Origin of the sequence: Rhodococcus sp. DN22 (assembly GCF_036669995.1) — a bacterium.
Classification (GTDB): domain Bacteria; phylum Actinomycetota; class Actinomycetes; order Mycobacteriales; family Mycobacteriaceae; genus Rhodococcus_F; species Rhodococcus_F erythropolis.
In genome coordinates, this window is sequence record NZ_CP133326.1 from 4,456,438 (window position 1) to 4,481,173 (window position 24,736).

26 protein-coding genes are annotated in these 24,736 nt (G+C 64.0%); 9 read left to right on the forward strand and 17 right to left on the reverse strand.

What is annotated here, in order from left to right; all coding sequences use genetic code 11:
• Positions 1–2 precede the first annotated feature (2 nt).
• The 5 genes from RA302_RS20145 (at position 3) to RA302_RS20165 (ending at position 5,537) form a co-directional block, all read left to right on the forward strand.
• Positions 3–1,289: a CBS domain-containing protein gene (locus RA302_RS20145; protein WP_003945077.1), complete on the forward strand. Its 1,287-nt coding sequence runs from the start codon at positions 3–5 to the stop codon at positions 1,287–1,289.
• Positions 1,286–1,828, forward strand: coding sequence for a DUF1003 domain-containing protein (locus RA302_RS20150; RefSeq protein WP_003945067.1), 543 nt, complete (start codon positions 1,286–1,288; stop codon positions 1,826–1,828). Before RA302_RS20145 ends, RA302_RS20150 begins: the two co-directional genes overlap by 4 nt.
• Positions 1,829–1,903: 75 nt before the next feature.
• Positions 1,904–3,367: a lytic murein transglycosylase gene (locus RA302_RS20155; RefSeq protein WP_225320098.1), complete on the forward strand. Its 1,464-nt coding sequence runs from the start codon at positions 1,904–1,906 to the stop codon at positions 3,365–3,367.
• Positions 3,368–3,512: 145 nt separating this feature from the next.
• On the forward strand, positions 3,513–4,376 hold the full coding sequence (locus tag RA302_RS20160) for a lytic murein transglycosylase (protein WP_192712342.1): 864 nt from the start codon (positions 3,513–3,515) through the stop codon (positions 4,374–4,376).
• A 24-nt stretch (positions 4,377–4,400) separates the two neighbouring features.
• Complete coding sequence (locus tag RA302_RS20165; protein WP_003945178.1) at positions 4,401–5,537, forward strand: Mrp/NBP35 family ATP-binding protein; 1,137 nt, start codon at positions 4,401–4,403, stop codon at positions 5,535–5,537.
• Between the two features lie 64 nt (positions 5,538–5,601).
• On the opposite strand, the gene tatB is transcribed toward RA302_RS20165, so the two are convergent.
• The 4 genes from tatB to sigE all read right to left on the reverse strand — a co-directional run bounded on the left by tatB (position 5,602) and on the right by sigE (position 8,631).
• Positions 5,602–5,994 (reverse strand): Sec-independent protein translocase protein TatB, encoded by a 393-nt coding sequence (gene tatB, locus RA302_RS20170; RefSeq protein ID WP_205906497.1) that lies wholly within the window; start codon positions 5,992–5,994, stop codon positions 5,602–5,604.
• 74 nt (positions 5,995–6,068) lie between these two features.
• Positions 6,069–7,547 carry a trypsin-like peptidase domain-containing protein gene (locus tag RA302_RS20175; protein ID WP_042450379.1) on the reverse strand — a complete coding sequence of 493 codons (1,479 nt, stop codon included), beginning with the start codon at positions 7,545–7,547 and terminating at the stop codon, positions 6,069–6,071.
• 75 nt (positions 7,548–7,622) lie between these two features.
• Positions 7,623–7,982 (reverse strand): hypothetical protein, encoded by a 360-nt coding sequence (locus tag RA302_RS20180; RefSeq protein ID WP_003945180.1) that lies wholly within the window; start codon positions 7,980–7,982, stop codon positions 7,623–7,625.
• Positions 7,983–8,034: 52 nt separating this feature from the next.
• On the reverse strand, positions 8,035–8,631 hold the full coding sequence (gene sigE / locus RA302_RS20185) for an RNA polymerase sigma factor SigE (RefSeq protein WP_029255812.1): 597 nt from the start codon (positions 8,629–8,631) through the stop codon (positions 8,035–8,037).
• 330 nt (positions 8,632–8,961) lie between these two features.
• On the opposite strand from sigE, the gene RA302_RS20190 reads away from it, so the two are divergent.
• A complete protein-coding gene (locus RA302_RS20190; RefSeq protein ID WP_007736091.1) occupies positions 8,962–9,597 on the forward strand; it encodes an O-methyltransferase in 636 nt (211 codons plus the stop codon).
• Here the strand turns inward: RA302_RS20190 and glgC are convergent.
• Complete coding sequence (gene glgC / locus RA302_RS20195) at positions 9,594–10,808, reverse strand: glucose-1-phosphate adenylyltransferase (RefSeq protein ID WP_003945185.1); 1,215 nt, start codon at positions 10,806–10,808, stop codon at positions 9,594–9,596. The genes RA302_RS20190 and glgC overlap by 4 nt on opposite strands.
• Positions 10,809–10,940: 132 nt before the next feature.
• On the opposite strand from glgC, the gene glgA reads away from it, so the two are divergent.
• Complete coding sequence (gene glgA, locus RA302_RS20200) at positions 10,941–12,113, forward strand: glycogen synthase (RefSeq protein ID WP_064075552.1); 1,173 nt, start codon at positions 10,941–10,943, stop codon at positions 12,111–12,113.
• Positions 12,114–12,119: 6 nt separating this feature from the next.
• On the opposite strand, the gene RA302_RS20205 is transcribed toward glgA, so the two are convergent.
• The 10 genes from RA302_RS20205 to dapE all read right to left on the reverse strand — a co-directional run bounded on the left by RA302_RS20205 (position 12,120) and on the right by dapE (position 20,566).
• The gene (locus tag RA302_RS20205; protein WP_070161786.1) at positions 12,120–12,959 is read right to left on the reverse strand and encodes a putative RNA methyltransferase; all 840 of its coding nucleotides are present in this window, start codon (positions 12,957–12,959) and stop codon (positions 12,120–12,122) included.
• Positions 12,960–13,076: 117 nt separating this feature from the next.
• Complete coding sequence (locus RA302_RS20210; RefSeq protein ID WP_003945169.1) at positions 13,077–13,244, reverse strand: DUF3117 domain-containing protein; 168 nt, start codon at positions 13,242–13,244, stop codon at positions 13,077–13,079.
• A 151-nt stretch (positions 13,245–13,395) separates the two neighbouring features.
• Positions 13,396–13,965: a DNA-3-methyladenine glycosylase I gene (locus tag RA302_RS20215; RefSeq protein WP_003945189.1), complete on the reverse strand. Its 570-nt coding sequence runs from the start codon at positions 13,963–13,965 to the stop codon at positions 13,396–13,398.
• Positions 13,965–14,342, reverse strand: a complete 378-nt coding sequence (locus RA302_RS20220; RefSeq protein WP_003945181.1) for a DivIVA domain-containing protein — start codon at positions 14,340–14,342, stop codon at positions 13,965–13,967. The genes RA302_RS20215 and RA302_RS20220 overlap by 1 nt, the downstream gene beginning before the upstream one ends.
• A gap of 32 nt (positions 14,343–14,374) precedes the next feature.
• A complete protein-coding gene (locus RA302_RS20225) occupies positions 14,375–15,316 on the reverse strand; it encodes a glucosyl-3-phosphoglycerate synthase (RefSeq protein ID WP_003945188.1) in 942 nt (313 codons plus the stop codon).
• Complete coding sequence (folP, locus tag RA302_RS20230) at positions 15,313–16,212, reverse strand: dihydropteroate synthase (RefSeq protein WP_070161742.1); 900 nt, start codon at positions 16,210–16,212, stop codon at positions 15,313–15,315. Before folP ends, RA302_RS20225 begins: the two co-directional genes overlap by 4 nt.
• Before the next feature lie 30 nt (positions 16,213–16,242).
• Positions 16,243–18,015, reverse strand: a complete 1,773-nt coding sequence (locus RA302_RS20235) for a long-chain-acyl-CoA synthetase (protein ID WP_070161740.1) — start codon at positions 18,013–18,015, stop codon at positions 16,243–16,245.
• Positions 18,016–18,127: 112 nt separating this feature from the next.
• The gene (locus tag RA302_RS20240) at positions 18,128–18,685 is read right to left on the reverse strand and encodes a TIGR00730 family Rossman fold protein (protein ID WP_003945191.1); all 558 of its coding nucleotides are present in this window, start codon (positions 18,683–18,685) and stop codon (positions 18,128–18,130) included.
• Entirely contained in the window at positions 18,679–19,479 is an 801-nt protein-coding gene (locus tag RA302_RS20245) for a TIGR00730 family Rossman fold protein (RefSeq protein WP_235169861.1), read from the reverse strand. The genes RA302_RS20240 and RA302_RS20245 overlap by 7 nt, the downstream gene beginning before the upstream one ends.
• 16 nt (positions 19,480–19,495) lie before the next feature.
• The gene (dapE, locus tag RA302_RS20250) at positions 19,496–20,566 is read right to left on the reverse strand and encodes a succinyl-diaminopimelate desuccinylase (RefSeq protein WP_030536946.1); all 1,071 of its coding nucleotides are present in this window, start codon (positions 20,564–20,566) and stop codon (positions 19,496–19,498) included.
• A 49-nt stretch (positions 20,567–20,615) separates the two neighbouring features.
• Here dapE and dapD point away from each other — a divergent pair, with 49 nt between their 5' ends.
• Both dapD and RA302_RS20260 read left to right on the forward strand, forming a co-directional pair.
• The gene (gene dapD, locus RA302_RS20255) at positions 20,616–21,569 is read left to right on the forward strand and encodes a 2,3,4,5-tetrahydropyridine-2,6-dicarboxylate N-succinyltransferase (RefSeq protein ID WP_019749368.1); all 954 of its coding nucleotides are present in this window, start codon (positions 20,616–20,618) and stop codon (positions 21,567–21,569) included.
• Positions 21,569–22,951, forward strand: a complete 1,383-nt coding sequence (locus tag RA302_RS20260) for an amino acid permease (RefSeq protein ID WP_003945184.1) — start codon at positions 21,569–21,571, stop codon at positions 22,949–22,951. Before dapD ends, RA302_RS20260 begins: the two co-directional genes overlap by 1 nt.
• A gap of 9 nt (positions 22,952–22,960) precedes the next feature.
• Here the strand turns inward: RA302_RS20260 and RA302_RS20265 are convergent, their stop codons facing one another.
• Together RA302_RS20265 and RA302_RS20270 are read right to left on the reverse strand one after the other, a co-directional pair.
• The gene (locus RA302_RS20265; RefSeq protein WP_070161738.1) at positions 22,961–23,719 is read right to left on the reverse strand and encodes an ABC transporter permease; all 759 of its coding nucleotides are present in this window, start codon (positions 23,717–23,719) and stop codon (positions 22,961–22,963) included.
• Positions 23,719–24,708, reverse strand: a complete 990-nt coding sequence (locus RA302_RS20270; RefSeq protein ID WP_338477721.1) for an ATP-binding cassette domain-containing protein — start codon at positions 24,706–24,708, stop codon at positions 23,719–23,721. The genes RA302_RS20265 and RA302_RS20270 overlap by 1 nt, the downstream gene beginning before the upstream one ends.
• Positions 24,709–24,736 lie beyond the last annotated feature (28 nt).

The following is a 24,736-nucleotide window of genomic DNA, read 5'->3' on the forward strand; positions in this document are numbered from 1 at the left end:
TCATGGCAGCAGCAGGCAAGGTATTTGCAGCCAGGCTTGCCGGCCTGGTTGTACTCGGCCCGGACGGCGAATCGATCGGTCGTGTGCGCGACGTCGTCATCACGGTCCGTATCGGACGCCAGCAACCGCGGGTTCTCGGTCTGGTGATCGAAATGTTCACGCGCAAACGTATTTTCGTTCCGATGTTGCGTGTGACAGCAATCGAACCGAGTGCAGTCACCCTCACCACCGGCAACGTCAGTCTGCGGCGATTCAACCAGCGCCCGGGCGAAGTGCTCGCTCTGGCGCAGGTACTCGATTCGCATGTGCGCGTGGACGACCCGGAACTCGAGGAGCTTCACGGCGTCGACACGATAGTCGTCGATCTCGGAATCGAATCGACGCGGACGCGAGACTGGGTGGTCTCCAAGGTCGCGGTTCGCGGCCATCGCGGACGCCTCGGTCGACGCGCGGCGATTCACATCGTCGACTGGCAGCACGTCGCCGGCCTCACCCAGAGCGATCTCTCACTCCCCGGCCAGGGCGTAGCTCACCTGCTTCTCCAGTACGAAGGCATGCGACCCGCCGATGTGGCCAACGCCATGCGCGAACTGCCGGAGAAGCGCCGCCACGAACTGGCCGTGGCGCTCGACGACGAACGCCTCGCCGACGTCGTGCAGGAACTGCCGGCGGACGACCAGACCGATCTGCTGATGCACCTGGAAGTCGAACGCGCCGCCGATCTACTCGAAGCGATGGATCCCGACGACGCCGCCGACCTGTTGGGCGAGCTGCCCGAAACCGAGGCCGAGTCACTGCTTCAGTTGATGGACCCGCAGGATTCCGAACCTGTTCGACGCCTGCTCGAGCATTCCCCGGACACTGCCGGTGGTCTGATGACGCCCGAACCGGTGGTACTGACGGCCTCGACGACGGTCGCGGAGGCCCTTGCCCGCGCCCGCAACTACGACGTGACCCCGGCGCTGTCGAGCATGGTCTTCGTCGTACGTCCGCCGACGGCGACTCCGACCGGGCGGTATCTCGGCTGCGTCCACTTGCAGAAGCTTCTCCGCGAGCCTCCCGCCAGCCTGGTAGGCGGACTACTCGACACCGACATGCCCCGGTTGGCCCCGGACGACTCGTTGGCGTCGGTCACCCGATATTTCGCGACGTACAACTTGGTATGCGGGCCGGTCGTGGACGACGAGAACCACCTGATCGGGGCCGTGACGGTCGACGACGTGCTCGATCACCTCCTGCCGGAAGACTGGCGTGAGGATTACTCCGACGACGAGGAACTACTCCGATGAGCGAACGGGCGTCGAGCACGACCGCACGGCAACGACTGGAAACGCCCCGCGGAAGCCGCCGGTTCAATCTCGATTTCGACGTCGAAGCTGTCGGGCGCGTCAGTGAACGCATCGCCCGCTTCCTCGGCACCGGGCGTTATCTCGCAATCCAGACGATCATCGTGATCGTCTGGATCCTGATCAACGTGTTCGCGGTGGCCCTGCAGTGGGACCCGTACCCGTTCATCCTGCTCAACCTGGCCTTCTCCACCCAGGCCGCCTACGCGGCGCCGCTGATCCTGCTGGCCCAGAACCGTCAGGAGAACCGCGACCGGGTCTCACTCGAGGAGGACCGCTCACGCGCCGAGCAAACCAAGGCGGATACCGAATTCCTCGCCCGAGAACTCGCAGCTCTGCGTATCGCCGTCGGCGAGGTTGCCACCCGCGACTACCTGCGACGGGAGCTCGAGGAGATCAAGTCGATCCTTGCTGCCGACGGCGAACCGACCCCGAAGAAGAAGCACCGTGACTCGAATACTGCGAAACAAAGTCACAACTAGCTGAGCGTTCGCTGAGTTTTGCTGCACGCACCGTGACCGATATGTAACGTAAGTCACAGCAATATGGATATCACGGTGGGTACTCCGGAGCGGGAGCGCCAGCAAAGGGGAATCGTGCGAGTACGCGGAATGATTGCAGCATCCACACTGGTGGGGGGACTGCTCGTCGTCACAGGTCCAGCGGCCCTCACTGCCGGAAGCGCACCGACCGGAGGGTCACAGGTTCCGATCGCACTGGCGGGCTCCGCCTCGATTGCGCAGCCGGACTCTGTCGACTTCCTCCCGACGCCCCGCACGGTCCGAACGCAAAGATCGGCCCCGCCCAGCGATACGGTCGCCGGCGCCCCGGCAGCGCCCAACGCTGCGGCCGTCGTCCTCACCTCTCTGGGCATCCCCGAGATCGTCCTGAACGCGTACCGCTCCGCGGAGCTGGTGATGATGACCGAGGCACCGGGATGCGGAATCCCCTGGCATCTTCTGGCCGGCATCGGACGCATCGAATCCGGTCACGCCAACGGCGGCAAGACGACCTCGGTGGGTACGACGGTCACCCCGATCCTCGGCCCCGTCCTCGACGGACGGCTGGCAGGCAACGAAGTCATTCGGGACACCGACAAGGGCGCAATCGACGGCGACCCCACTCACGACCGCGCCGTCGGGCCGATGCAGTTCATTCCGGCCACCTGGGCCGGATATGCCAGCGACGGCAACGGGGACGGAATCAAGGACCCCAACAACGTCTTCGATGCGGCACTCTCGGCAGCGAAGTACCTCTGCAGCGGCGGACTCAACCTGCGCGATGTCGCCCAGGAGACCAAAGCTGTTCTGCGATACAACAACTCGGCCGCTTACGCAGCAAACGTGATCATGTGGTCGACGGCATACAAGAACGGTGTCATTCCTTCCGGTCAGCTGCCGTACACCTCGGGCATCAACACCGGCAGCTCCGCGATCAACGCCGCCGCCTCGGCAGACTCCGCCGCTTCGGCCGTACTCGCCGCGGCTGCGGCTACCGATCCGGCGGCCGGCGACAAGGAATCAGCGTCGACGACGCCGACCCCGACCACCACTCCCCTCTTCCCGGGTCTGCCGGACATGCCTGCACTCTCACCCGAGATCCAGGCACTGATCCCGCCGGGCGTCATGCCGACCAGCCCCGCTCCGGGACCCAACGCCGCCCGGAACGCAGCTCCCGGTCCGATCATCCCGCTCCCCGTCCTCACCTCACGGGGTCTCGTGTGGCCGATTCTGACGGCCGAGGGATGGCGCTGGCCCGATGACATGTGTGTGATCCTTCCGGACCCCGCAGCCCTCGACGCCTTGCAGGACGGCATCCTTCTGCCGTGCACGATCCCGGGCATGGCAGTGGCCGCCACGGCACCCGCCACCACCGACGCGGCTCCCGCGGAATCCTCTCCACCCGCCGCCCCCTCTCCGGAGCCCGCACCGGCACCCGCACCCGCACCGGAGCCCGCTCCGGCCCCGGCTCCGGCATTCGTGCCGTTCTTCCCGGGCCTGCCCGGCATGCCCGCTCTGTAACCGAAAAATCACGAAAGAACAGTGCATATGCCCCAAACTGCCCTTCTAGATCACGGTTGAATAACGGAAACGCAACAAATCAGGTAGCCTCGACTCCGTCAGTTGAACGGAAAACCTCCTCGCGGAGGTTCAGGAGGCATACACAGTGGGTCGGCACAGCAAGAAGACAGATTCGCACATCCGTCGAAATTCGGTCATCGCGCTCACCGGACTCATCCCTATCGGACTCGTCACCGCAGCCAACACGGCCGGCGCCGCTCCCAAGGTCCCGTTCTTCAACACCAGCTCCGCCGAAACGGTGGACACCGCCGCACAAGCCACGCAGGAGCCGCAGGCGCAGATTCTGCCCGCCGTCGAAGCAATCGCCGAGCCGGCTCCCGCCCCCGCGCCGGAACCCGCGCCGCTGGCTCCCGTGCAGGCCACTCCCCCGCTCCCCGCGTCCATGGCCGAGGGAGCACTCGGAATCCCGAGCGTGAGCGTCGCCGCCTACCAGAACGCCGAGCGGATCCTCGCCGTCGAGAAGCCCAGCTGCAACATGCACTGGACGCTCCTCGCCGGTATCGGCCGCGTCGAATCCGGCCACGCCAACGACGGCAAGGACGCCGACGCGAACGGCAACCTCTACAAGCCCGTGATCGGCCTGCCACTCAACGGCAGCCTCCCCGGCCAGGCCGTCATCATGGACACCGACGGCGGCGCCCTCGACGGCGACACCGTCTACGACCGCGCAGTCGGCCCGATGCAGTTCATCCCGTCCACGTGGAACCAATACGCCGGTGACGGCAACGGTGACGGAATCGCCGACCCGCAGAACCTTTTCGACTCCGCACTGACCACCGGCAAGTACCTGTGCGACGGCGGACTCAACATGCAGGACGTCACGCAGGTTGCCTCCGCGATCCACCGCTACAACAACTCGGCCGCCTACGTCGCCAACGTTCTGGCCTGGTCGCTCGGGTACTCCACCGGCATCGTGCCCGCCGCATCGGACCTGCCGCGCATCCACTGACCTACCTGGACTTACCATGGAGTCATGTCTGTACTGACCGAGTCCGACGTTCGCTCCGCGCTCGCGCGAGTTCTGGACCCAGAGATCCGCAAACCCATCACCGAACTGGGGATGGTCAAGGGGATCTCCCTCTCCAGTGACAACAGCGTCGACATCGGCATCTATCTCACGACCGCCGGCTGCCCGATGCGCACCGAGATCACCGAACGCGTCACCAAGGCCGTCGCCGATGTCGCCGGGGTCGGTGCGATTCGCGTCGAACTCGACGTCATGGACGACGCTCAGCGAACCGAGCTCCGCAAGTCGCTTCGCGGTGATTCCGCCGAGCCCGTCATCCCGTTCGCCCAGCCAGGTTCACTCACCCGCGTCTACGCCGTGGCCTCCGGCAAGGGTGGCGTCGGAAAGTCCAGCGTGACAGTCAATCTCGCGGCAGCAATGGCCGCGCGCGGACTGTCCGTGGGTGTACTCGACGCGGATATCTACGGCCACTCGATCCCCCGCATGCTCGGCACCGACGCCAAGCCGACTCAGGTCGAGCGCATGATCATGCCGCCCGTCGCCCACGACGTGAAGATGATCTCCATCGCGCAGTTCACCCAGGGCAACACACCTGTCGTCTGGCGCGGACCGATGCTGCACCGCGCGCTCCAGCAGTTCCTCGCCGACGTGTTCTGGGGCGATCTGGACGTGCTGCTGCTCGATCTGCCGCCCGGCACCGGTGACATCGCCATCTCTGTGGCTCAGCTCATCCCGAGCGCCGAGATCCTGGTCGTCACCACACCGCAGCAGGCTGCTGCAGAGGTCGCCGAGCGCGCGGGCGCGATCGCCCTGCAGACCCGCCAGCGCGTCGCCGGCGTCGTCGAGAACATGTCGTGGCTCGAACTTCCCGACGGCACCCGTATGGACGTCTTCGGCGAAGGCGGCGGGCAGACCGTCTCCGATCGCCTCACGAAGGCCGTCGGAGCCAAGGTTCCGCTTCTCGGACAGATCCCGCTGGATCCGTCCGTCCGCGAGGCAGGCGACGCCGGGACGCCGATCGTCCTCAGCGCTCCCGATTCACCCGCAGCCATCGCACTCAAGGACATCGCCGACAAGTTGGCCGTCCGTCAGCGCGGGCTGGCCGGAATGTCGCTCGGTATCAACACGGTTCGCAACCTGTAGAACCCCCTCATACGGAAGGGCGCCTGTCACCGATCGGTGACAGGCGCCCTTCCGTATGTCGAATCTAGGTGGCGTCGAAGTCCACAGGAGGACGTTCGCCGGCGGTGAGTGGCTTGTCCTTCGACAGCGTCTTCGGCTCCTGTACTCCGCTCTGCGGCTTCTTGTCGAAGTTGCCCGTGAAGATGGAGTCGTCGCCGTCGAGGAGGTGCTGGGTGATCACAGCGCGCGGCGTCATTCCGCGCAGCTTGTTCAGATCTGCGAGCGGTTTACGCAGATCCTCGAATTCGGTGCCCAGTTCTTCCTTGAGCTGATTGGAAGCGCCCGAAGCATATTCGCGCACCTGCCTCAGGGATTTCGTGACCCAGGAGACCGCACCAGGAAGCCGCTCAGGTCCCAAGATGACCAGAGCCGCTACGAGGAGGATCATGAACTCGCCCCAACCGATGTTGCCAAACACAGGGTCAGCCTACTGTGTGCTCGCTCGGTGCGCGCATGTCCGGATCAACCTCACAGGAAGATCGCAGGGTCCGATCAGTCCGACACCGGCGTGACCGAAATGTCGACCTGCCGTCCGTCGCGGATCAACTGAACGTTGACGGGTTGGTCGACGGTCGTCGCGTTGACCGCAACCACCAATTCGTCGGCGCTTGTCACCGGTCGGTCACCGACCTTGACGATGACGTCACCCTCGACGATCCCCGCACGTTGCGCTGGGCTGCCGTCGCGCACGTTGGCCACCGCAGCACCACTGGTCGCGTCGTTGACCGCGGTGCGTGCATTCACGCCGATGTCGGGGTGATGAACCTTGCCGTCGCGAATGATGGTCTGCGCCACCTCGGTCACCGTGTCGATCGGAATCGCGAAGCCGAGCCCGACCGAACCGCCGGACTCACTGAGCATTGCGGTGTTGATGCCGATGACGCGGGCTTCGTCGTCGACGAGCGCACCACCGGAGTTGCCGTGGTTGATCGCCGCGTCGGTCTGGACGGCGTCGATGACGGCGTTGGTGTCGGTGCCTTCACCCGACAACCGCAGAGGCCGGTTCAGTGCACTGACGATTCCGCGGGTGACGGTCTTGCTCAATCCGAGCGGTGAGCCGACGGCGACGACGTCGTCGCCCACCTGAACATCCTCGGATTTTCCGAGCTGAGCGACCGTCAGATTGTTCGCCGACACCTTGAGCACTGCGAGGTCTGTCTTGACGTCACGTCCGACGATCTGGGCGTCGGTCTTGGTTCCGTCGGAGAAGATCACCTGGATCTTCGCGTCCTGAGCGGGCGGAACGGCCGAGGAGATCACGTGGTTGTTGGTGACGATGTATCCGGCGCCGTCGATGACCACACCGGAACCCGTGCTGCCCTGGTCGCCGACGGCGACCTGAATCGACACCACTGATGGCAGTACCGCGTCGGCGACCTTCGCCACCTGAGACTCCGGCTGTTCCCCACCGCCGGATTGAACGAGCGTGACACGTGAGCTGGTGAGTGAACTGCGATCGGCAGTGATGACAGTGGCAAGCAACCCACCGACAAGAGCGATGACAAGCGCCATGCCCGCAAGCGCGGCCAGTGCCGAGGGGGCGACCTTGCGACCGAACAACAGCTCACGCACGTCGAGTTTCTGGGCGGGAGGCAACTGCACCGGCGCCTCGGACTCTGCGGGCTTGCCCAGCGAGACGGCGGATTCAGGATCACGCCACGGATCACGCGGCGGTTCTTCGTCGGGCGTGTTGTTCGCCGTCGCATCGGGATCGCGACCGATCGACTCGGTGGCGTCTGCGGGTCGACCGAACGCTTCGGCCAGAACCGGGTCCGGAGTCCCGATCACGACATCGGAGGACGGAGTCGATCGCGCGGCCACCGGAGTGAACGAGCCCTCGACTCCACTCGGCCGACCGAACACCTGGCGCGAGGCCGGATCGATCTGGGGTCGATAGACCGGACGGGGGTCGAGAACCGGCGCATCTGCCGGTCTGTCCACCGAACCGTTTGCCGAAGAATCCGAACTCACTCCGGAGTGCCCCCTTTTTCCGTCAGTCACATGGTCCAGTATCACTGATCCGCGCCGGGAAGCTGGCGCGCGGCGTCATTTGCGCCAGCGACGGGACAACCTCTTGCTGATGGTGGAGAAGCCGGCGGGTTGATTACCGACGGAACTGTCGGCGTTTTCCGAATTCGGCCCGGTAGTCGGACTGTTGCACGAAGGAATCTGGCTGAGAAGTCCCACCAGGGACAACGGCATCGTCATCTCGCCGCTTCGACGCAGCGCACCACGTGCCTGCTGCTGAGCATCGACGGCCGCAGCGCACTCGGCACAGATCGAGATGTGATGCGAGGCCCGCAAGTAGGCCTGCATTCGGAGTTCTCCGTCGACGTAGGCAGCGATTGCCTCGCTGGCCAGATGTTCGGTCGAACCGAACTGGCGATGTGCCCGCGCCTCCGTCATTCGTCCCTCCAGGTGATTGACCACGTCCCGCTCTGTAGCTCGAACCCGACCGTCAGAAACCGACGAGTTCGGATTCGGCTGCGCGCTGCGCTGCCAGATGATCACGAATCGCCTGTCGCCCACGATGGATACGGCTACGAACCGTTCCGAGCTTCACTCCCAGTGTGGCACCGATTTCCTCGTACGACAGACCTTCGATGTCACAGAGCACGACAGCGGCACGAAATTCAGGTGCGAGCGAGTCCAGTGCGGCTTGCAGACCTGCGTCGAGGCGCGCGTCGTGGTAGATCTGCTCGGGGTCGGGACCGGGCGAGGGAACGCGGTCGTAGTCCTCGGGCAGCGCTTCCATACGGATGCGATTGCGTCGGCGAACCATGTCGAGGAACAGGTTTGTGGTGATGCGGTGCAACCAGCCCTCGAAAGTTCCGGGCTGATAATCGGAGAGCGAGCGGAACACCCGGATGAAGGTGTCCTGCGTCAAGTCCTCGGCATCCTGGGCATCGCCTGACAACCGGTAGGCCAGGCGGTACACCCGGTCACCGTGCTGACGCACGAGTTCGTCCCAAGACGGCATGGAGGACTTCTCACCAGTTGCATCGAACACAGCAGTGCCGATCAATTCGGAATCCACAGCCGATTCCGTCGTCAAAACTTCCGACTCTCGAGGGCGAGGCTCGTCGTTGACCTGGTAAATAAGTTGATCCTCCTGCTCGGGATCGCGTAGTTCGATCACCGCGTTGTCCGAATCACGTGATGCGCGATATTCGGGAGAACCAGCCGATGCTGTGATTTGTTCCCGATCACCGAGCTGCGAAAGATCAACTTGGTAGAAATCGATACCGCCGTGCGATCTTCGATCCGGCGATGTATACACCTTTTCTCATCGCGGTGTGCACGCCATATGAGGAGCCTGAGGGATTCCTGAGAATCCTGGTGACTGCGCGCCTTGCAGCGACAATCCGAACCGCCCGATAACCTCATGAGCGTGACCCACGCCGAACAGATACTCCGCCACGTCGAGGACGTAGTTTCCGAGGACGAGATTTTGACCGCGGCGCGAGATCGAGCGCTGGATCTCGGAGCCCATCCGGTGACGCCCGCCGTCGGTGCGACGCTCGCGATGTTCGCGAGGATGCTCGACGCGAAGACGGCCGTCGAGGTGGGTACCGGAGCCGGCGTGAGCAGCCTGTGGCTTCTGCACGGAATGCGCGACGACGGCGTCCTGACCACGATCGACAGCGAACCCGAACATCAGCGGGCCGCCAAGCTGACCTTCCGCGAAAGCGGAATCGCTCCGGCACGCACTCGCCTGATCAACGGACGGGCTCTCGACGTGCTTCCCCGGCTCGCCGACGGCGGCTACGACCTGGTGTTCGTCGACTGCGCCGCGATCGACCACCCGCACTACGTCCGCGAAGGTGTCCGCCTGCTGCGCTCCGGCGGTGTCATCGTTCTGCACAACGCCCTGGCCGACGGCCGCGTTGCCGACAGCTCCGCGCGCGACGCGACAACGGTTGCGGTCCGAGAAGCGGCAAAGGCCGTGACCGAGGACGAGCGACTCATTCGAGTCCTCCTCCCCCTCGGTGACGGCCTCCTCTGCGCGAGCAAGCTCTAGATCCAGACGCCCTTACCGATGGCGACGACGCCACCCTGACTGACGGCAAATCGTTCGCGGTCACGTTCGAGATCGACGCCGATGATTTCGCCGTCACCGACGACGACGTTCTTGTCGAGGATCGCTCGCCGTACGACGGCACCCTTGCCGATGCGCACACCCGGCATCAGCACGCTGCCCTCGACGGTCGCACCGTCCTCGATCATCACGTTGGAACTGAGTACCGAATTGCGCACGGTCGCCGCGGACAGGATCGACCCCGCACCGACCACCGATTCCTGCGCGAGTCCGCCCTTCACGAACTTTGCGGGCGCGAGATTCTCGGTGGCGCCGCGGATGGGCCAGCGACGGTTGTAGAGATTGAAGATCGGGTGCACCGACACCAGGTCCATGTGAGCGTCGTAGAAGGCGTCGAGGGTACCGACGTCACGCCAGTAGCCGCGGTCTCGATCAGTGGCACCGGGAACGACGTTGTCCTTGAAGTCGTAGACCGACGCCTCACCCGCGGCGACCAAGGCGGGAATGATGTCTCCGCCCATGTCGTGATCGGAATCGGAATTCTCTGAATCAGCGCGGATGGCGTCCACGAGTACCTTGGTGGTGAACACATAGTTACCCATGGACGCGAACGTCGAATTGGGGTCGTCCGGTGTCCCGGGAGGATGGGCGGGCTTTTCCAGGAACTGGGTGATGCGTCCGGACTCGTCACTGTCGATGCAGCCGAAAGCAAAAGCCTCACTTCGCGGTACACGAATACCCGCGACCGTCACGCCTGCCCCGGATTCGATGTGGTGCTGAACCATCTGTTCCGGATCCATCCGGTACACGTGGTCGGCACCGAAAACCACGATGTACTCGGGGTCCTCGTCGTAAACGAGATTGAGCGACTGCAGGATTGCGTCGGCACTGCCGGTGTACCAGCGCGGCCCGAGCCGCTGCTGGGCCGGGACCGGGGTGATGTACTCACCCGCGAACCCGGACAATCGCCACGTCTGCGAAATGTGGCGGTCGAGTGAATGTGACTTGTATTGCGTCAACACACAAATACGCAGATATCCCGCGTTGACAAGGTTGCTCAACACGAAGTCGATAAGTCGATATGCACCTCCGAAGGGCACTGCGGGCTTCGCTCTGTCCGCGGTCAGCGGATACAAGCGTTTGCCCTCGCCCCCGGCGAGCACGATTCCAAGCACATGCGGCTGGCTTCTCACACCGCTAACCTATCCGCACTGGTGAACTCCCGCTAGCGAAGCAGTCCGAGAGGTCCGATCGTGTCCCCCTCCGAACGGTCGGGGATAACGTGATCGGTAGCCGGATCGATTACGGGCGGTTAGGTTTAGCGCGTGCGAGTCGCGATGATGACCAAGGAATACCCGCCGGAGATCTACGGCGGCGCAGGAGTACACGTAACCGAGCTCGTCGCTCAGATGAAACGGCTGTGCGAGGTCGACGTGCACTGCATGGGCGCCCCGCGCGAAGGCGCGATCGTCCACTCTCCCGACCCCGCTCTCGCCGGATCCAACCCGGCCCTGACGACGCTCTCCACCGAACTGCGCATGGCGGACGCCGCGGCCGGTGTCGACATCGTCCACTCCCACACCTGGTACACCGGACTGGCCGGGCATCTCGCGTCGGCTCTCTACGACGTGCCGCACATCCTCACCGCGCACTCACTCGAGCCCAGACGCCCGTGGAAGGCCGAACAGCTAGGCGGCGGCTATCGGATCTCGTCGTGGTCCGAACGCAACGCCGTCGAGCACGCAGACGCGATCATCGCCGTCAGTTCCGGTATGCGACTCGACGTCCTCGACGCGTACCCCGCTGTCGATCCGAGTCGCGTTCACGTAGTCCGCAACGGAATCGACACCGAGGTATGGCATCCCGGGGGATCTGCGCCGGGAGCACAGTCCGCACTCGCGTCGATCGGCGTCGACCCGGCAAAACCCATCGTGGCCTTTGTCGGACGCATCACGAGGCAGAAGGGCGTCGGGCACCTCGTCGCGGCAGCCCACCACTTCGACCCGGAGATTCAGCTCGTGCTGTGCGCCGGCGCTCCCGATACGCCGGAGATCGCCGCCGAGACGGAGAAGGCGGTGGCCGAACTCGCCCGGCACCGGGGCAATGTCTACTGGGTGCGCGAGATGCTCCCGACCGAGCAGATCAGGGAAATACTTTCGGCAGCAACGGTATTCGTCTGCCCTTCGGTGTACGAACCCCTCGGGATCGTCAATCTCGAAGCCATGGCGTGTGAGACCGCCGTGGTCGCTTCCGACGTCGGCGGCATCCCCGAGGTGGTCGCCGACGGCGTCACCGGTCGACTCGTGCACTACAACGCCTACGAGCCGACCGCATTCGAGGAATCGCTCGCGGCCACCGTCAATGCCGTTGTCGCCGACCGAGAAGGCGCCGACGCGATGGGTCGTGCGGGCAGGATCCGTGCGATCGACGAGTTCTCCTGGGCCGAAATCGCCAAGCAGACGCTCGAGGTCTACGCGGACGCCGTCACGAGACGCTGATCCGCGTCAGATCTTGCGATAGGTCGAGACCGTCGCCGACGCGGTGACGGTGCTCGGCTGCGGCAGCTTCGCCACGGCGGAAGCCAGATCGGCGGGCGTCAGGTGTCTCGCCGACGGTCCCATCCCCACCAAGTCGAGGACGTCCTGGTGTGAGAGTGACATCGTGAACTCGACCTCGTCGCTACTCACACGCTCGAAGTATCCGGCCATCGACGATTCGAGACGTTCCACTTTGCGGTCGTCGACCCGGACCATCGCGAGAATGTCGATCAGCTCGCGCAGATGCCTGTCGGTGGGCGTCAGGACCACCAGAACGCCGTCTTCGGCGAGAACTCGATGGGACTGCGGACCGTTACGAGGAGCGAACACACAGAGCACGTGAGAGAGCGCTGCGTCGCGAATGGGTAGTGGTTGCCAGACGTCTGCGACGATCGAACCGATTCTTTCGTGGACCTTCGCGGCACGCCGGGCCGCGAACTTGGACACGTCCAACGCTATCGCCCGAGAATCAGGCAGCGAATCCACGACGTGTGCGAGGTATTGTCCTGTGCCTGCGCCGATTTCGACGATCCGCGCGGGGTCCGACCCCGCCGTCGTCGCGCAGGCCCGGGTGACGGCATCCATCAGCGGGCCGAAGTGGCCGGCGCCGAGCAATCGTGCACGCGCGGCAATCATCTCGGCACTGTCGCCGGTGAACTTCGTGGCACCGCCACTGATCAGGCTCACGTAACCCTGACGAGCGATATCGAATCGATGTCCGCGGTCGCACTCGGCGGCGCCGTCCACCAATTCCAGATCAGCAGCACACTGCGGGCAGGACAGAAGATCGATCACGGCGGCAAGCATTGATCCGTCCTTTCGGCTACCGGCGGTGCGCACACACTTCAGGCCCCGTACCGAAACGGATACGGAGCCTGCGTGCAATCACGTGCTGTTGTTCGTACTGCTACAACCTGGACCCGACTAGCTGGTGACGTTCGTGAGTTCCACACCGAGCGCTGCAGCTTCATCCGGGGTCAGCTCGACGACGAGGCGTCCGCCACCCTCGAGTGGAACCCGCATGACGATTCCTCGTCCCTCTTTGGTTGCTTCGAGGGGACCGTCCCCGGTCCGGGGCTTCATGGCCGCCATCCTCTGCTCCCTCCAGATCTGCGCTGCATTGCTCTGCGCCTCGACTAACGGTGCGCCCCGCCAACAATCAGCGAGGCTCGTACCCTCCATTGTTCCCTATGGATGCGGGAACCGGGAATCTGAGTCACATTTAGGGGTGTTCAGTCGACCGTCACACCTGCGCCGGAACCCAGCAATCGGCCACGTGATCATCGACCATTCCGGTGGCCTGCATGAGCGCATAAGCCGTGGTAGGACCCACAAACTTGAACCCGCGCCGCTTGAGTTCCTTAGCCATGGCAGTCGACTCGGGAGTGACCGCGGGAACCTCTGCAATTGATGTCAGTCTTCTGGTGCGTCGAGGCGGCGAGAACGACCAGAGTAACGAATCGAGGTCCAGATCGGGCGAATTCACGAGCACTCGGGCGTTGGAAATCGTCGCCTCGATCTTCGCGCGATTGCGGACGATCGCGGCATCGGAGAGCAATCTCTCGACATCCGCAACTCCGTACGCTGCGACCTTGTCCGGATCGAACCCGTCGAAGGCTTCGCGGAACGCCTCGCGTTTGCGCAGAATCGTGATCCACGAAAGTCCCGATTGGAATGCTTCGAGGGCGAGTCGTTCGAACAGTTCGTCGCGCCCGTGCAGCGGACGCCCCCACTCCTCGTCGTGATAGTCGCGGTAGAGCGTGTCGCCGGGCGTCTCGACCACCCAGCCGCACCGAACCAGTCCGTCGGCCATCAGCCCTGGGAATCCTTCGATTCGGATACGGTCTCAGGCTCCTCCTGCGATGCTTCTGCCTTGGCCGGAGCATCCGCTTTCACCAGGACCTCAGACCGCTCGTCACGGCCCAGTTGTGCACGCAGAGAATCGATTTCCAACCCGAGGCGATGCAGAGCCCAATCCACTTCACTCGCCTTGTAGCCACGCAGCACCTGCTGAAAACGCAGCGCGTCGACATCCGCCCCGGTGACGTCCTCTGCCGGGAGTACGGTCGCCGTCGTGCCAGGAGGCAGCGGCGGCAGCTCTTCCGAGCGCCCGAACACAGCGCTGGCGGCGAGGAAGATCATCGCGCCGACCAGAGCCATGACAATCAGGTACAGGAGGATCGTCATCATGGACCGATACTCCCATACCCGAGTGTGAGCGGTCAGACCCCCGCGGTGCGCACTATCGAATTCATCGGGGGTCGATCGAGTAGCGAAACCTCGGTGGTCTCGGGCACGAAAGAATCGCCGTCGACCAGGAATTGGGTCAACCCGGCACCCGAATCCTCGATCCCGCACCGCCGGAGCATCGTTCCGATGATCTGCCGGCTCATCACGCCGAGGTCGGCGAGCGGCCGGTTGCGATGCTTGCGCACACCGAGATTGACCTGACCGATCGCCGCCAGCCCCAACGTGTCGTACGTGTCGAGCAGAAGGCCGATCTCGACGCCGTAGCCGGGCGCGAACGGGACAGCGGACAGCAGCTCACGGGTGCCCGCGTATTCACCGCCAAGCGGTTGCAGTACCGACGTGAGTTCCGGCCGCAGCGCGGCCAACATGGGCCGCGCAACCAATTCCGTGACTCGCCCGCCGCCGTTGGCATCCTCCGTGCCGCTCACGCGCAGCGGACGGCGGTAGTAGCCCTTCACCAGATGGATGCCGTCAACCGTGAGCAGTGGCCCCAGCAGTTTGGGCACGAACGCCGGATCGGGGTTGATGAGATCGGAGTCGACGAATGCGATCAGATCGCCGGTCGTTGCGGCGACCGAACGCCAGAGCACCTCACCTTTGCCCGCAGTCGGCGGGATGGACGGGACCGCGCTCTCACGACTGATCACCGTTGCTCCTGCAGCGCGAGCACGCTCGGCGGTACGGTCGGTCGAACCGGAATCGAGAACGATCAACTCGTCGACCAGGCCACCGAGCAACGGATGAATGGTGTCGACCACCGCGGCAACGGTGTCCTCTTCGTTGAGTGCGGGCAACACCACCGAGACGGTTCGGCCACCCTTCGCCCGTTCGAGCTCGGCGACCGTCCAACTCGGATGGTCCCAACTGTTGGCGTCTGCCCATACGCGGGTCGGGCCCGCACCGGTGATGCTCATGCCAGACCTCGAACCGTACGTACCGGGGCACGGCGTCCCTGGATCGCGGCCACCATGTCGACTACTCGACGGGTGGACGCCACCTCGTGAACACGGAACACCCGGGCGCCGCCAGCCGCGGCCATTGCTGTCGCTGCCAATGTTCCCTCCAACCTCTCGGAAAGCTCCACACCAAGAGTCTCCCCGATGAAGTCCTTATTACTCAGCGCCATCAGCACTGGCCACCCGGTGTTTACAAGAACGTCCACTTTCCGCAACAACTCGAGCCCGTGGAAGGTGTTCTTACCGAAATCGTGGGTGGGATCGATCAGGATCGCGTCACGCGGAACCCCGAGTGCCAGGGCGCGCTCTGCCGCCGACACGACCTCGGTGACCACATCTGCGACGACGTCGTCGTAGCGGACACGATGCGGGCGGGTGCGCGGAACCGCGCCACCCGTGTGCGAGCAGACGATCCCGGCACCAGTCTCGGCAGCAACCAGGACGAGGTCGGGATCCGCACCCGCCCACGTGTCGTTGATCAGGTCGGCGCCTTCGGCGCGTGCCAACCGCGCGACGCCGCTCCGCCAGGTGTCGACGCTGATGATCAGCTCGGGGTACTTGGCTCTGATCGCGGCGACGAACGGAACGACTCGCCTGACCTCTTCGTCGGCGTCGACGAGGTCACCGGGCCCAGCTTTCACTCCCCCGATGTCCACCAGATCGGCGCCCTCGTCGACGGCCCTGTCGACGGCGGCCATCGCTGCCGAATCCGAGAACGTCGCGCCCTGGTCGTAGAAGGAATCGGGAGTGCGGTTGACGATGGCCATCACCAGTGCACGGTCGACCGCGACTCGACGCCCACACAGGGTGGGCGCCGGACCTGGCTGCGCGGTAGAACCGGGGAGTGAAGACATGCCACTCATACTGGCATGACGGAACTCGGTCTAGCCCTTGGGTACCGAGCCCGCCGCGACCTTTCCGACGTATTCGTCGTACGAGTCCACGTAACCACCCTCACGGCCTTCGAGAACGTGCAGAGTGTCGGCGCCGACGTCGTAGCCCTCGTTGCGCAATTCCACCTTGCGCGACTTGAAAGTGCTGGTGTGTTCGAGTGAGTCGACGATGCGGATGAACAGCGGGACCGCGTAGTTGGGGAGCTTGCCGTAGAGGTGTGCCGCGACTTCACTTCCCTCCAAGCTTTGACCGTCCCGCAGCTTGACCGCCGCCATGCCCGCGCGACCGTCGGTGCCCGGAATCTCGACGCCGTAGACAACTGCTTCCTCGACGGCCGGGTGCGAACTCAGCGCACCCTCGACCTCCGTGGTGGCAACGTTCTCGCCCTTCCAACGGAAGGTGTCGCCGAGACGGTCGACGAAGGCGACGTGGCCCCATCCCTGCTTGCGCACCAGGTCTCCGGTGTCGAACCAGGTGTCGTCGTCCTTGAATCCGCCGCGTACCAGTTTGCTGTTGCTCGCCGCTTCGTCGGTGTAACCGTCGAAAGGCGCCCGGTCGGTGACCTTCGACAGCAGGAGTCCGACCTGACCCGTGGAAACCTTGCGGAGTCGACCGTCGGCTCCACGCAACGCTTTTCCGGTGTCCTCGTCGAACTCCACGACGGCGTGCGGCAACGGGCAGATGCCGGCCGTCTTGTCGACGTTGAGTGCGTTGACGAACGCAATGTTGCATTCGCTCGCACCGTAGAACTCGGCGACGCGGGGTATGCCGAACCGCTGGGTGAATTCGGCCCAGATCTCAGGGCGCAGACCGTTACCCACCATCAGCCGAACAGCATTGTCGCTGTCGGTCGGCTTGACCGGCTGGTTGAGCAGATAGCGGCACAGTTCGCCGATGTAGGTGAACGCGGTCGCCTTGTTCAGTGCGATGTCGTCCCAGAACCGCGAGGCCGAGAACTGACGTCCGATCGCGATTGTCGCACTGGACGCGAGCACCGAGGACAGCGAGACCGTCAACGCGTTGTTGTGGTAGAGCGGCAGGCAGCAGTACAGGGTGTCCGAGCCGCGCAAGCGCACGCCCATCAACCCGAGCCCCGACATCGACTTCAACCAACGGAAGTGAGTCATCAAGCTGGCCTTGGGCATTCCGGTGGTGCCCGAGGTGAAGATGTAGAACGCCTTCTCCTTTGCCAGCACCTCGGCGGTGACCGCGGGGTTGGACGGATCAGCCGTCTTCGCCAGATCCGCGAGTTCGCTGACGAGAAGTTGGTTCGGTCCGCTAAATCCGGCGGGCAACGATTCGAGGGCTTCTTCGCACTCGTCGGCGACCACCAGGACCCGCGCGTCGAGGAGCGTAAGGCTGTGTGCCAGAACGTCGTCGCGCTGGTTGTAGTTCAGCATGCCCGCTGCCGCGCCGAGTTTTACCGCGGCCAAGGCGATCAGCAGCGCTTCGGGAGTGTTCTTTGCCAGCACTCCGACGACGTCTCCGCGGTCGACTCCTCGACCACGGAGAACGTCCGCGTAGCGGTTCACCAGTTCGTTGGCTTCCGCGTAACTGGTCGCGTGGCCCTCGAACCGGATGAACGGGCGCGACGGGTGCGCGTGCGCGGCCTTCTGGAAGATCAACCCGATCGATTCCTTGGCCGAAGGCTTACGGGTGAGCCCGGCGGCCCCCCGCGCCAGGATCGGCACCTCGGTGATCATCGACGGCAGTTTTGCCGCCAGATCGAGCAGGCCGACGGTCGAACGGGCTTCCGAACTCATGGCTCCCCTAACACGTATCCGGCGCCCATTCGGCCGCCCAGTCTGCGGCCACCTTACTGCACGGTAATAAAGCCCGCCATGCCCCAGGTCAGGGTTTCACGCACGCGTCTGATCAGGATTTGACGCACGCGTCGAGCGCGGCCTCGACGTCCGTCCTCACCAGCAGAGTGTCCAGCGCCTGACGCCCGACGAAGCCGGTCCCGTCGAGCTTGTTCAACCACTCGAGCAGGCCGGTGAAGTGGCCGACGGGATCGAGCATCACGACAGGTTTCTCGTGCATTCCCAGGTAGCCGGCTGTCCACGTCTCGAACAACTCTTCCAGCGTCCCGATTCCGCCGGGCAGCGTGATGAACGCGTCGGCGTGGTCTTCCATCAGCTTCTTGCGTTCGCGCATGGTGTCCGTGACGATCAGCTCGTCGGCATCGACGTCGGCAACTTCCTTGTGCACCAAGGCCTTCGGGATGACGCCGACGGTCCAGGCACCCGCCGCGCGAGCGGACTCGGCGACAGCGCCCATCATCGACACGTTGCCGCCACCCGAGACCAACTGCCATCCGCGTCGACCGATCGCGGTTCCCACCTCGGCAGCCAACGCCAGGAACGATTCGTCCACCGGACCCGACGCGCAGTAGACGCAGATCGAGTACTTCTTGTCGGAATCGGTCACCATTCTTCTTTCCCCAGATCTGCGGCCTCGTCGACGCCCTTGTCGGCGTTGAGGACGATTCGTACTGCTTCTTCCACACTGTCGGTGACGTGCAGCAAGTTCACGTCACCTTCGGAAATCTTGCCGTCACGCTCGAGGGTGCCGCGGATCCAATCGACGAGTCCGGACCAGTACTCGGTACCGAACAGGACGATCGGGAAGCGCGTGACCTTGTGGGTCTGCACCAGGGTGAGTGCCTCGAACAGCTCGTCGAGTGTTCCGAAGCCACCCGGCAGGCAGATGAATGCCTGGGAGTACTTCACGAACATCGTCTTGCGTGCGAAGAAGTACCGGAAGTTGATTCCGAGATCCACCCACTCGTTGAGTCCCTGCTCGAACGGCAACTCGATGCCGAGGCCGATCGAGTACCCGCCGGCCTCACTGCAACCGCGGTTGGCAGCTTCCATCACTCCTGGCCCACCACCGGTGATGACGGCGTACCCGGCCTCGGCCAACGCCGTTCCCAGCTCGCGCCCGGATTGGTACTCGGGATGATCGACCGTGGTGCGGGCCGAACCGAACACCGTCACCGCACGCGGGACCTCGGCGAGTGCGCCGAAACCTTCGATGAATTCGCTCTGGATACGCAGCACACGCCACGGATCGGTGTGTACCCAATCCGTGGGTCCGCGCTTGTCGAGCAAGCGCTGATCCGTCGTGGTCTTCTCGTCCTTGCGCTTGCGTCGAAGCTGAACCGGCCCGCGGTGCTTGATCGACGAGCTCTGCTTCTTCGAAGCCGAATTCTTCTCTGGTGCCATGCGGCAAGGCTAACGGTCAGGCCGACAGATACTTCCTCAGCACGGCCGCGACGTCGGTGATCTGCTGCACCGGAACGTGCTCGTCGCGCTTGTGCGCGAGGTTCGGATCACCCGGTCCGTAGTTCACGGCAGGAATGCCGAGCGCCGAGAACCTGGACACGTCGGTCCACCCGTACTTCGCACGGAACTGACCACCGGCCGCCTCGATCAGGGCGGCAGCGGACGGGTTCGCCAAGCCGGGCAGCGCGCCGGGCGAGGAGTCGGTGACCTCGAATCCGAGGCCCAGACCGTCGAACACTTCGCGCACGTGCGCCTCGGCTTGTACCTCGCTGCGATCGGGCGCGAATCGGAAGTTGACGTCCATCTCGGCTTCGTCCGGGACGACGTTTCCGGCGACGCCACCGGAGATCCGCACCGCCGACAAGCCCTCGCGGTAGCCGCAACCGTCGATGTCGACCGAGCGCGGCTGGTAACTCGACAACCGCTCCAACGCTCCGCCGAACTTGTGAATGGCATTGTCCCCCAGCCAGGACCTGGCCGAATGGGCGCGAGTTCCCGAAGCCGTCAACCGCACCCGCATCGTGCCCTGACACCCGGCCTCGATGAAACCGGCCGTCGGCTCACCGAGAATTGCGACGTCCGCCGCGAGCCATTGCGGGATCTCGCGTTCGATCCGTCCCAGGCCGTTGTACGTTGCGGCGATCTCTTCGCAGTCGTAGAAGACGAGGGTCAGATCGTGGGCCAGGTTCTCGATGGTGGCCGCAAGGTGTAGGAAGACCGCGTCGCCCGACTTCATGTCCACGGTCCCGCAGCCGTGCAGGATGTCGCCGTCACGCCGCGAAGGAACGTTGTCCGCGATCGGCACCGTATCCAGATGTCCGGCGAGCATGACCCGACTGGGCAAACCACGCGACGTACGCGCCAACACGGCATTGCCGTTGCGGATGATCTCGAAGCCCGAAGTCTGCTCACGCAGCGCATCCTCGACAGCCTGCGCAATGACGGATTCGTCGTGCGAGACGCTGGGGATGTCGACCAGGGCGGCCGTCAAGTCGATGGGGTCCGAAGCAAGATCGAGGATGCTCACACGCACCAGCCTAGGCCGGTGCACCCACCACCCAGTAATCTCTAGTCCCGTGAGCGCACAGGGAGCAACAGCAGTAGGTATCGCCAACGTGACCGCGGACGGAACCGTCCTCGACACCTGGTTCCCGGCACCGGAGCTGGGAACATTCGACAAGACCGGTACCGAGAACGTCGAGGGAACAGATATTCCTTCCGATCTTGCACTGCTGGCAGGCACTGATGACGCTCGCGAGGTATCGCAGGTCGTCGTGCGCACCACCATCGCCGATCTCTCCAAGGCGCCGGTCGACGCACATGACGTCTACCTGCGCCTCCATCTCCTCTCGCACCGTCTAGTCGCACCCCACGGTGTCAACCTCGACGGCCAGTTCGGCCTGCTCAGCAACGTCGTGTGGACCAACTTCGGCCCGTGCGCCGTCGAAGGTTTCGAGCAGGTTCGCTCGCGTCTGCGCATCCGCGGCGTCGTGACCGTGTTCAGCGTCGACAAGTTCCCCCGCATGGTCGACTACGTCGTGCCGTCCGGAGTTCGCATCGGTGACGCGGACCGTGTCCGACTCGGTGCACACCTCGCCAGCGGAACGACCGTCATGCACGAGGGCTTCGTCAACTTCAACGCCGGCACCCTCGGCAACTCGATGGTCGAAGGCCGCATCTCCGCGGGCGTCGTCGTCGACGACGGATCCGATGTGGGCGGCGGCGCCTCGATCATGGGCACCCTCTCCGGTGGAGGCAAGGAAACGATCTCCCTCGGCAAGCGCTGCCTCCTCGGTGCAAACGCCGGCCTCGGCATTTCGCTCGGCGACGACTGCGTCCTCGAAGCGGGCCTCTACGTCACCGCCGGCACCAAGGTCACCGGCCCGGACGGAACCGTCGTCAAGGCCAAGGAACTGAGCGGCAAGTCGAACCTTCTCTTCCGTCGTAACTCGGTCTCGGGTGCCGTCGAGGTCGTGCCGTGGAAGGGCACCGGCGTCGAACTGAACGCTGCTTTGCACGCCAACGACTGATGAGTAGCACCGACGTCTCCGACGGAACAACCACTGCTCTCGGCCACGGTCTCAAGGTCCGCCATCTGACGATGATGGGCCTGGGCTCGGCCATCGGCGCCGGCCTGTTCCTCGGAACCGGCGTCGGTATCGCCAAGGCCGGGCCGGCCGTCCTGATCTCCTACATCCTTGCGGGCGCCGTCGTGGTGTTCGTGATGCGCATGCTCGGCGAGATGGGCGCCGCGATCCCGGCCAGCGGTTCCTTCTCTCACTACGCGCGCCTGGGGATCGGCGAGTGGGCCGGCTTCGTGATGGGCTGGCTCTACTGGTTCATGCTGATCATGGTGCTGGGCGCCGAGATCACCGGGGCTTCGGCGATCGTGAACGACTGGGTGCCGTCGATCCCGCAATGGGTTGTCGCCCTGGTTTTCGTGGTGTTCTTCGCCGTGGTGAACCTGGCAAAAGTCAGCAACTTCGGTGAGTTCGAGTTCTGGTTCGCCGCAATCAAAGTCACCGTCATCATCGGCTTCCTGATCATCGGTGTCCTGCTGGTGTTCGGCATCCTCCCCGATACCGACCCGGTCGGTACGAGCAATCTGTTCGGCCAGGGCGGCTTCATGCCCAACGGGCTGTCCGGCATTGCCGCAGGACTTCTCGTCGTGGCATTCGCCTTCGGTGGGATCGAGATCGTCACCATCGCCGCAGCCGAATCCGAGAATCCGGAACGCTCCATCGCCGTCGCTGTCCGGAGCGTCGTGTGGCGCATCAGCGTCTTCTACATCGGCGCCATCTCGATCATGGTTCTGGTGCTGCCCTGGAACGACCCCGAACTCGAGAGCGGCCCGTTTGTGGCCGTCCTGAACAAGGCGAACATTCCAGGCGTTGCCGGGTTCATGGAACTCGTCGTAGTGGTGGCGTTGCTTTCCGCCTTCAACGCCAACATCTACGGCACCTCTCGCATGGCGTTCTCACTTTCGCGCCGCGGCGACGGACCCGCCTTCATGGCGAAACTGTCGAGCACCGGAGTTCCGACCAATGCCGTTCTGCTGTCGGTGTTCTTCGGTTTCGTCAGCGTCCTGCTCAACTGGCTGCTCCCCGACGACCTGCTCGGCATCCTGCTCAACGCAGTCGGCGCTGCGCTGCTGGTCATCTGGATCTTCATCGTCGTCTCGCATCTGCGACTGCGAAAACAACTCGAAGCGTCGGGCAAGCTGACGGTTCGGATGTGGCTGTTCCCGTATCTGAGCTACGCGACACTCGCGATGCTCGGTGTGTTCGTCGTCCTCATGCTCTTCGACGCCGATGCCCGTGCACAGTTGATCTCGACCACCGTGTTGTTCCTCGTGATCGCGGCATTGGGTTTCCTGAACGCCCGTTGGCGTAAGCAGAATCAGCCCGTCTGATCCGTGTGCCTATGCATCCCGCCTGTTCACGACGACGATGCTGAGACCGAATACGACGAGCACGAAGAGGGCGAAGTAGATCAGGCTGCCCCAGGGTCCCCAGTGGAAATCGACGCTACCGCCGGAACCGAGAAAATTGTTGGCGTTCATGAACGGCAGGAACGGCATGATCTTCTCGCCGATACTTCCGAACAGGTTGAAAAGATTCTCGATCAGCAAGGGCCACAACAGCAGAAGCGCGATCGCACCTGCAGACTGCCGGAGCAACGCGCCGACTCCGACTGCTAGAACTACGCAGAAGAACGCGTAGATCGGTGTTCCGTAGACGACCCGCCAGTTCTCGTAGCCGGACAGAGTCAGGAATCTTCCGGCGTCACCTGATGTGGCCTTCGTGAGGCCGAAGGCGCCGAACGACAACACGAGAGTCAGCACCGCTCCGAACCCACCGATGAGGCCCGCTTTGGCGATGAGCACCGAGGCGCGGTTCGGAACCGCCTGGAAGGTGGTGCGGATGGTCCCGAAACGATATTCGCTGGTGATCGCGAGAGCCGCCATGATCATCAGAACCAACACACCGAAGCCGGTCACTCCACTGAGTGCCCCCGAAACTGTCGGCATCATTGCACCGTTGGGGTTGCTGAGCGACGACTTGGCGCTCAGTCCGAAAACGGTAGCGAGTCCCAACCCGAGCACGATGATGATGATCGTGCACCACAGCGGCGACTTGGTCGTGGTGATCTTGATACGTTCAGCACTGAGAACAGCCATTACAGTGCACCTCCCATAGCCTGCTGCGTGTTTGCCTGCTGTGTATTTGCGTGGTGGGCTCCGGCACCCGGATCGATACCGGATGCGTGGTACTGGACATCGTCTCCGGTCAACTTCATGAACGCATCCTCGAGCGACCCCTGCTGAGAAGCCAACTCGTACAACACGATCCCCTGCGAACCAGCCAACCCACCGATCACATCGGTGGTCGAATCCACCACCACCAATGCCGGGGCAACACCGGAACCGTCCTCACGCACCGTCAACCCCTGCGAGAGCAACACACTGCGCAACGCATCGAGCTGTGGGCTGCGCACGCGCACCGTCGACTCCGACGAACGATCCACGAACTCCGCCACCGTCGAATCCGAAATCAACCGACCCCGACCGATCACCACCAACTGCTCCGCCGTGAGCGCCATCTCCGACAGGAGGTGACTCGACACCAGCACCGTGCGGCCCTCGGCCGCCAACCGCTGCATGAACTTACGAATCCAGACGATGCCCTCCGGATCGAGACCGTTGACCGGCTCGTCGAACAACAACACCTTCGGATCCCCCAACAACGCACCCGCCAACCCCAGACGCTGCGACATACCGAGCGAGAACCCGCCGGCCTTCTTGCCCGCCACCTCGGACAATCCGACCAACCCGAGCACCTCGTCGACGCGGGACTTCGGGATCCCGTTCGAAGCAGCCATCCACTGCAGATGCGCCCGCGCACTGCGATTGGGGTGCACCCACTTCGCATCCAACAACGCACCCACCGTCCGCAACGGCGTCTTGAGCTCGCGGTACGGCTCGCCCTCGATCAACGCCGCACCCGACGTCGGCTGATCCAAACCCAGGATCATCCGCATCGTCGTCGACTTACCGGCACCGTTCGGGCCCAGGAAGCCCGTCACGATGCCCGGCTTGACCGTGAACGACAAATCGTCCACCGCTTTCGTCGGTCCGTAAACCTTGGTCAATCCCCTCAGCTCGATCATGAGGACCAGTCAACCATGAAAACCGAAC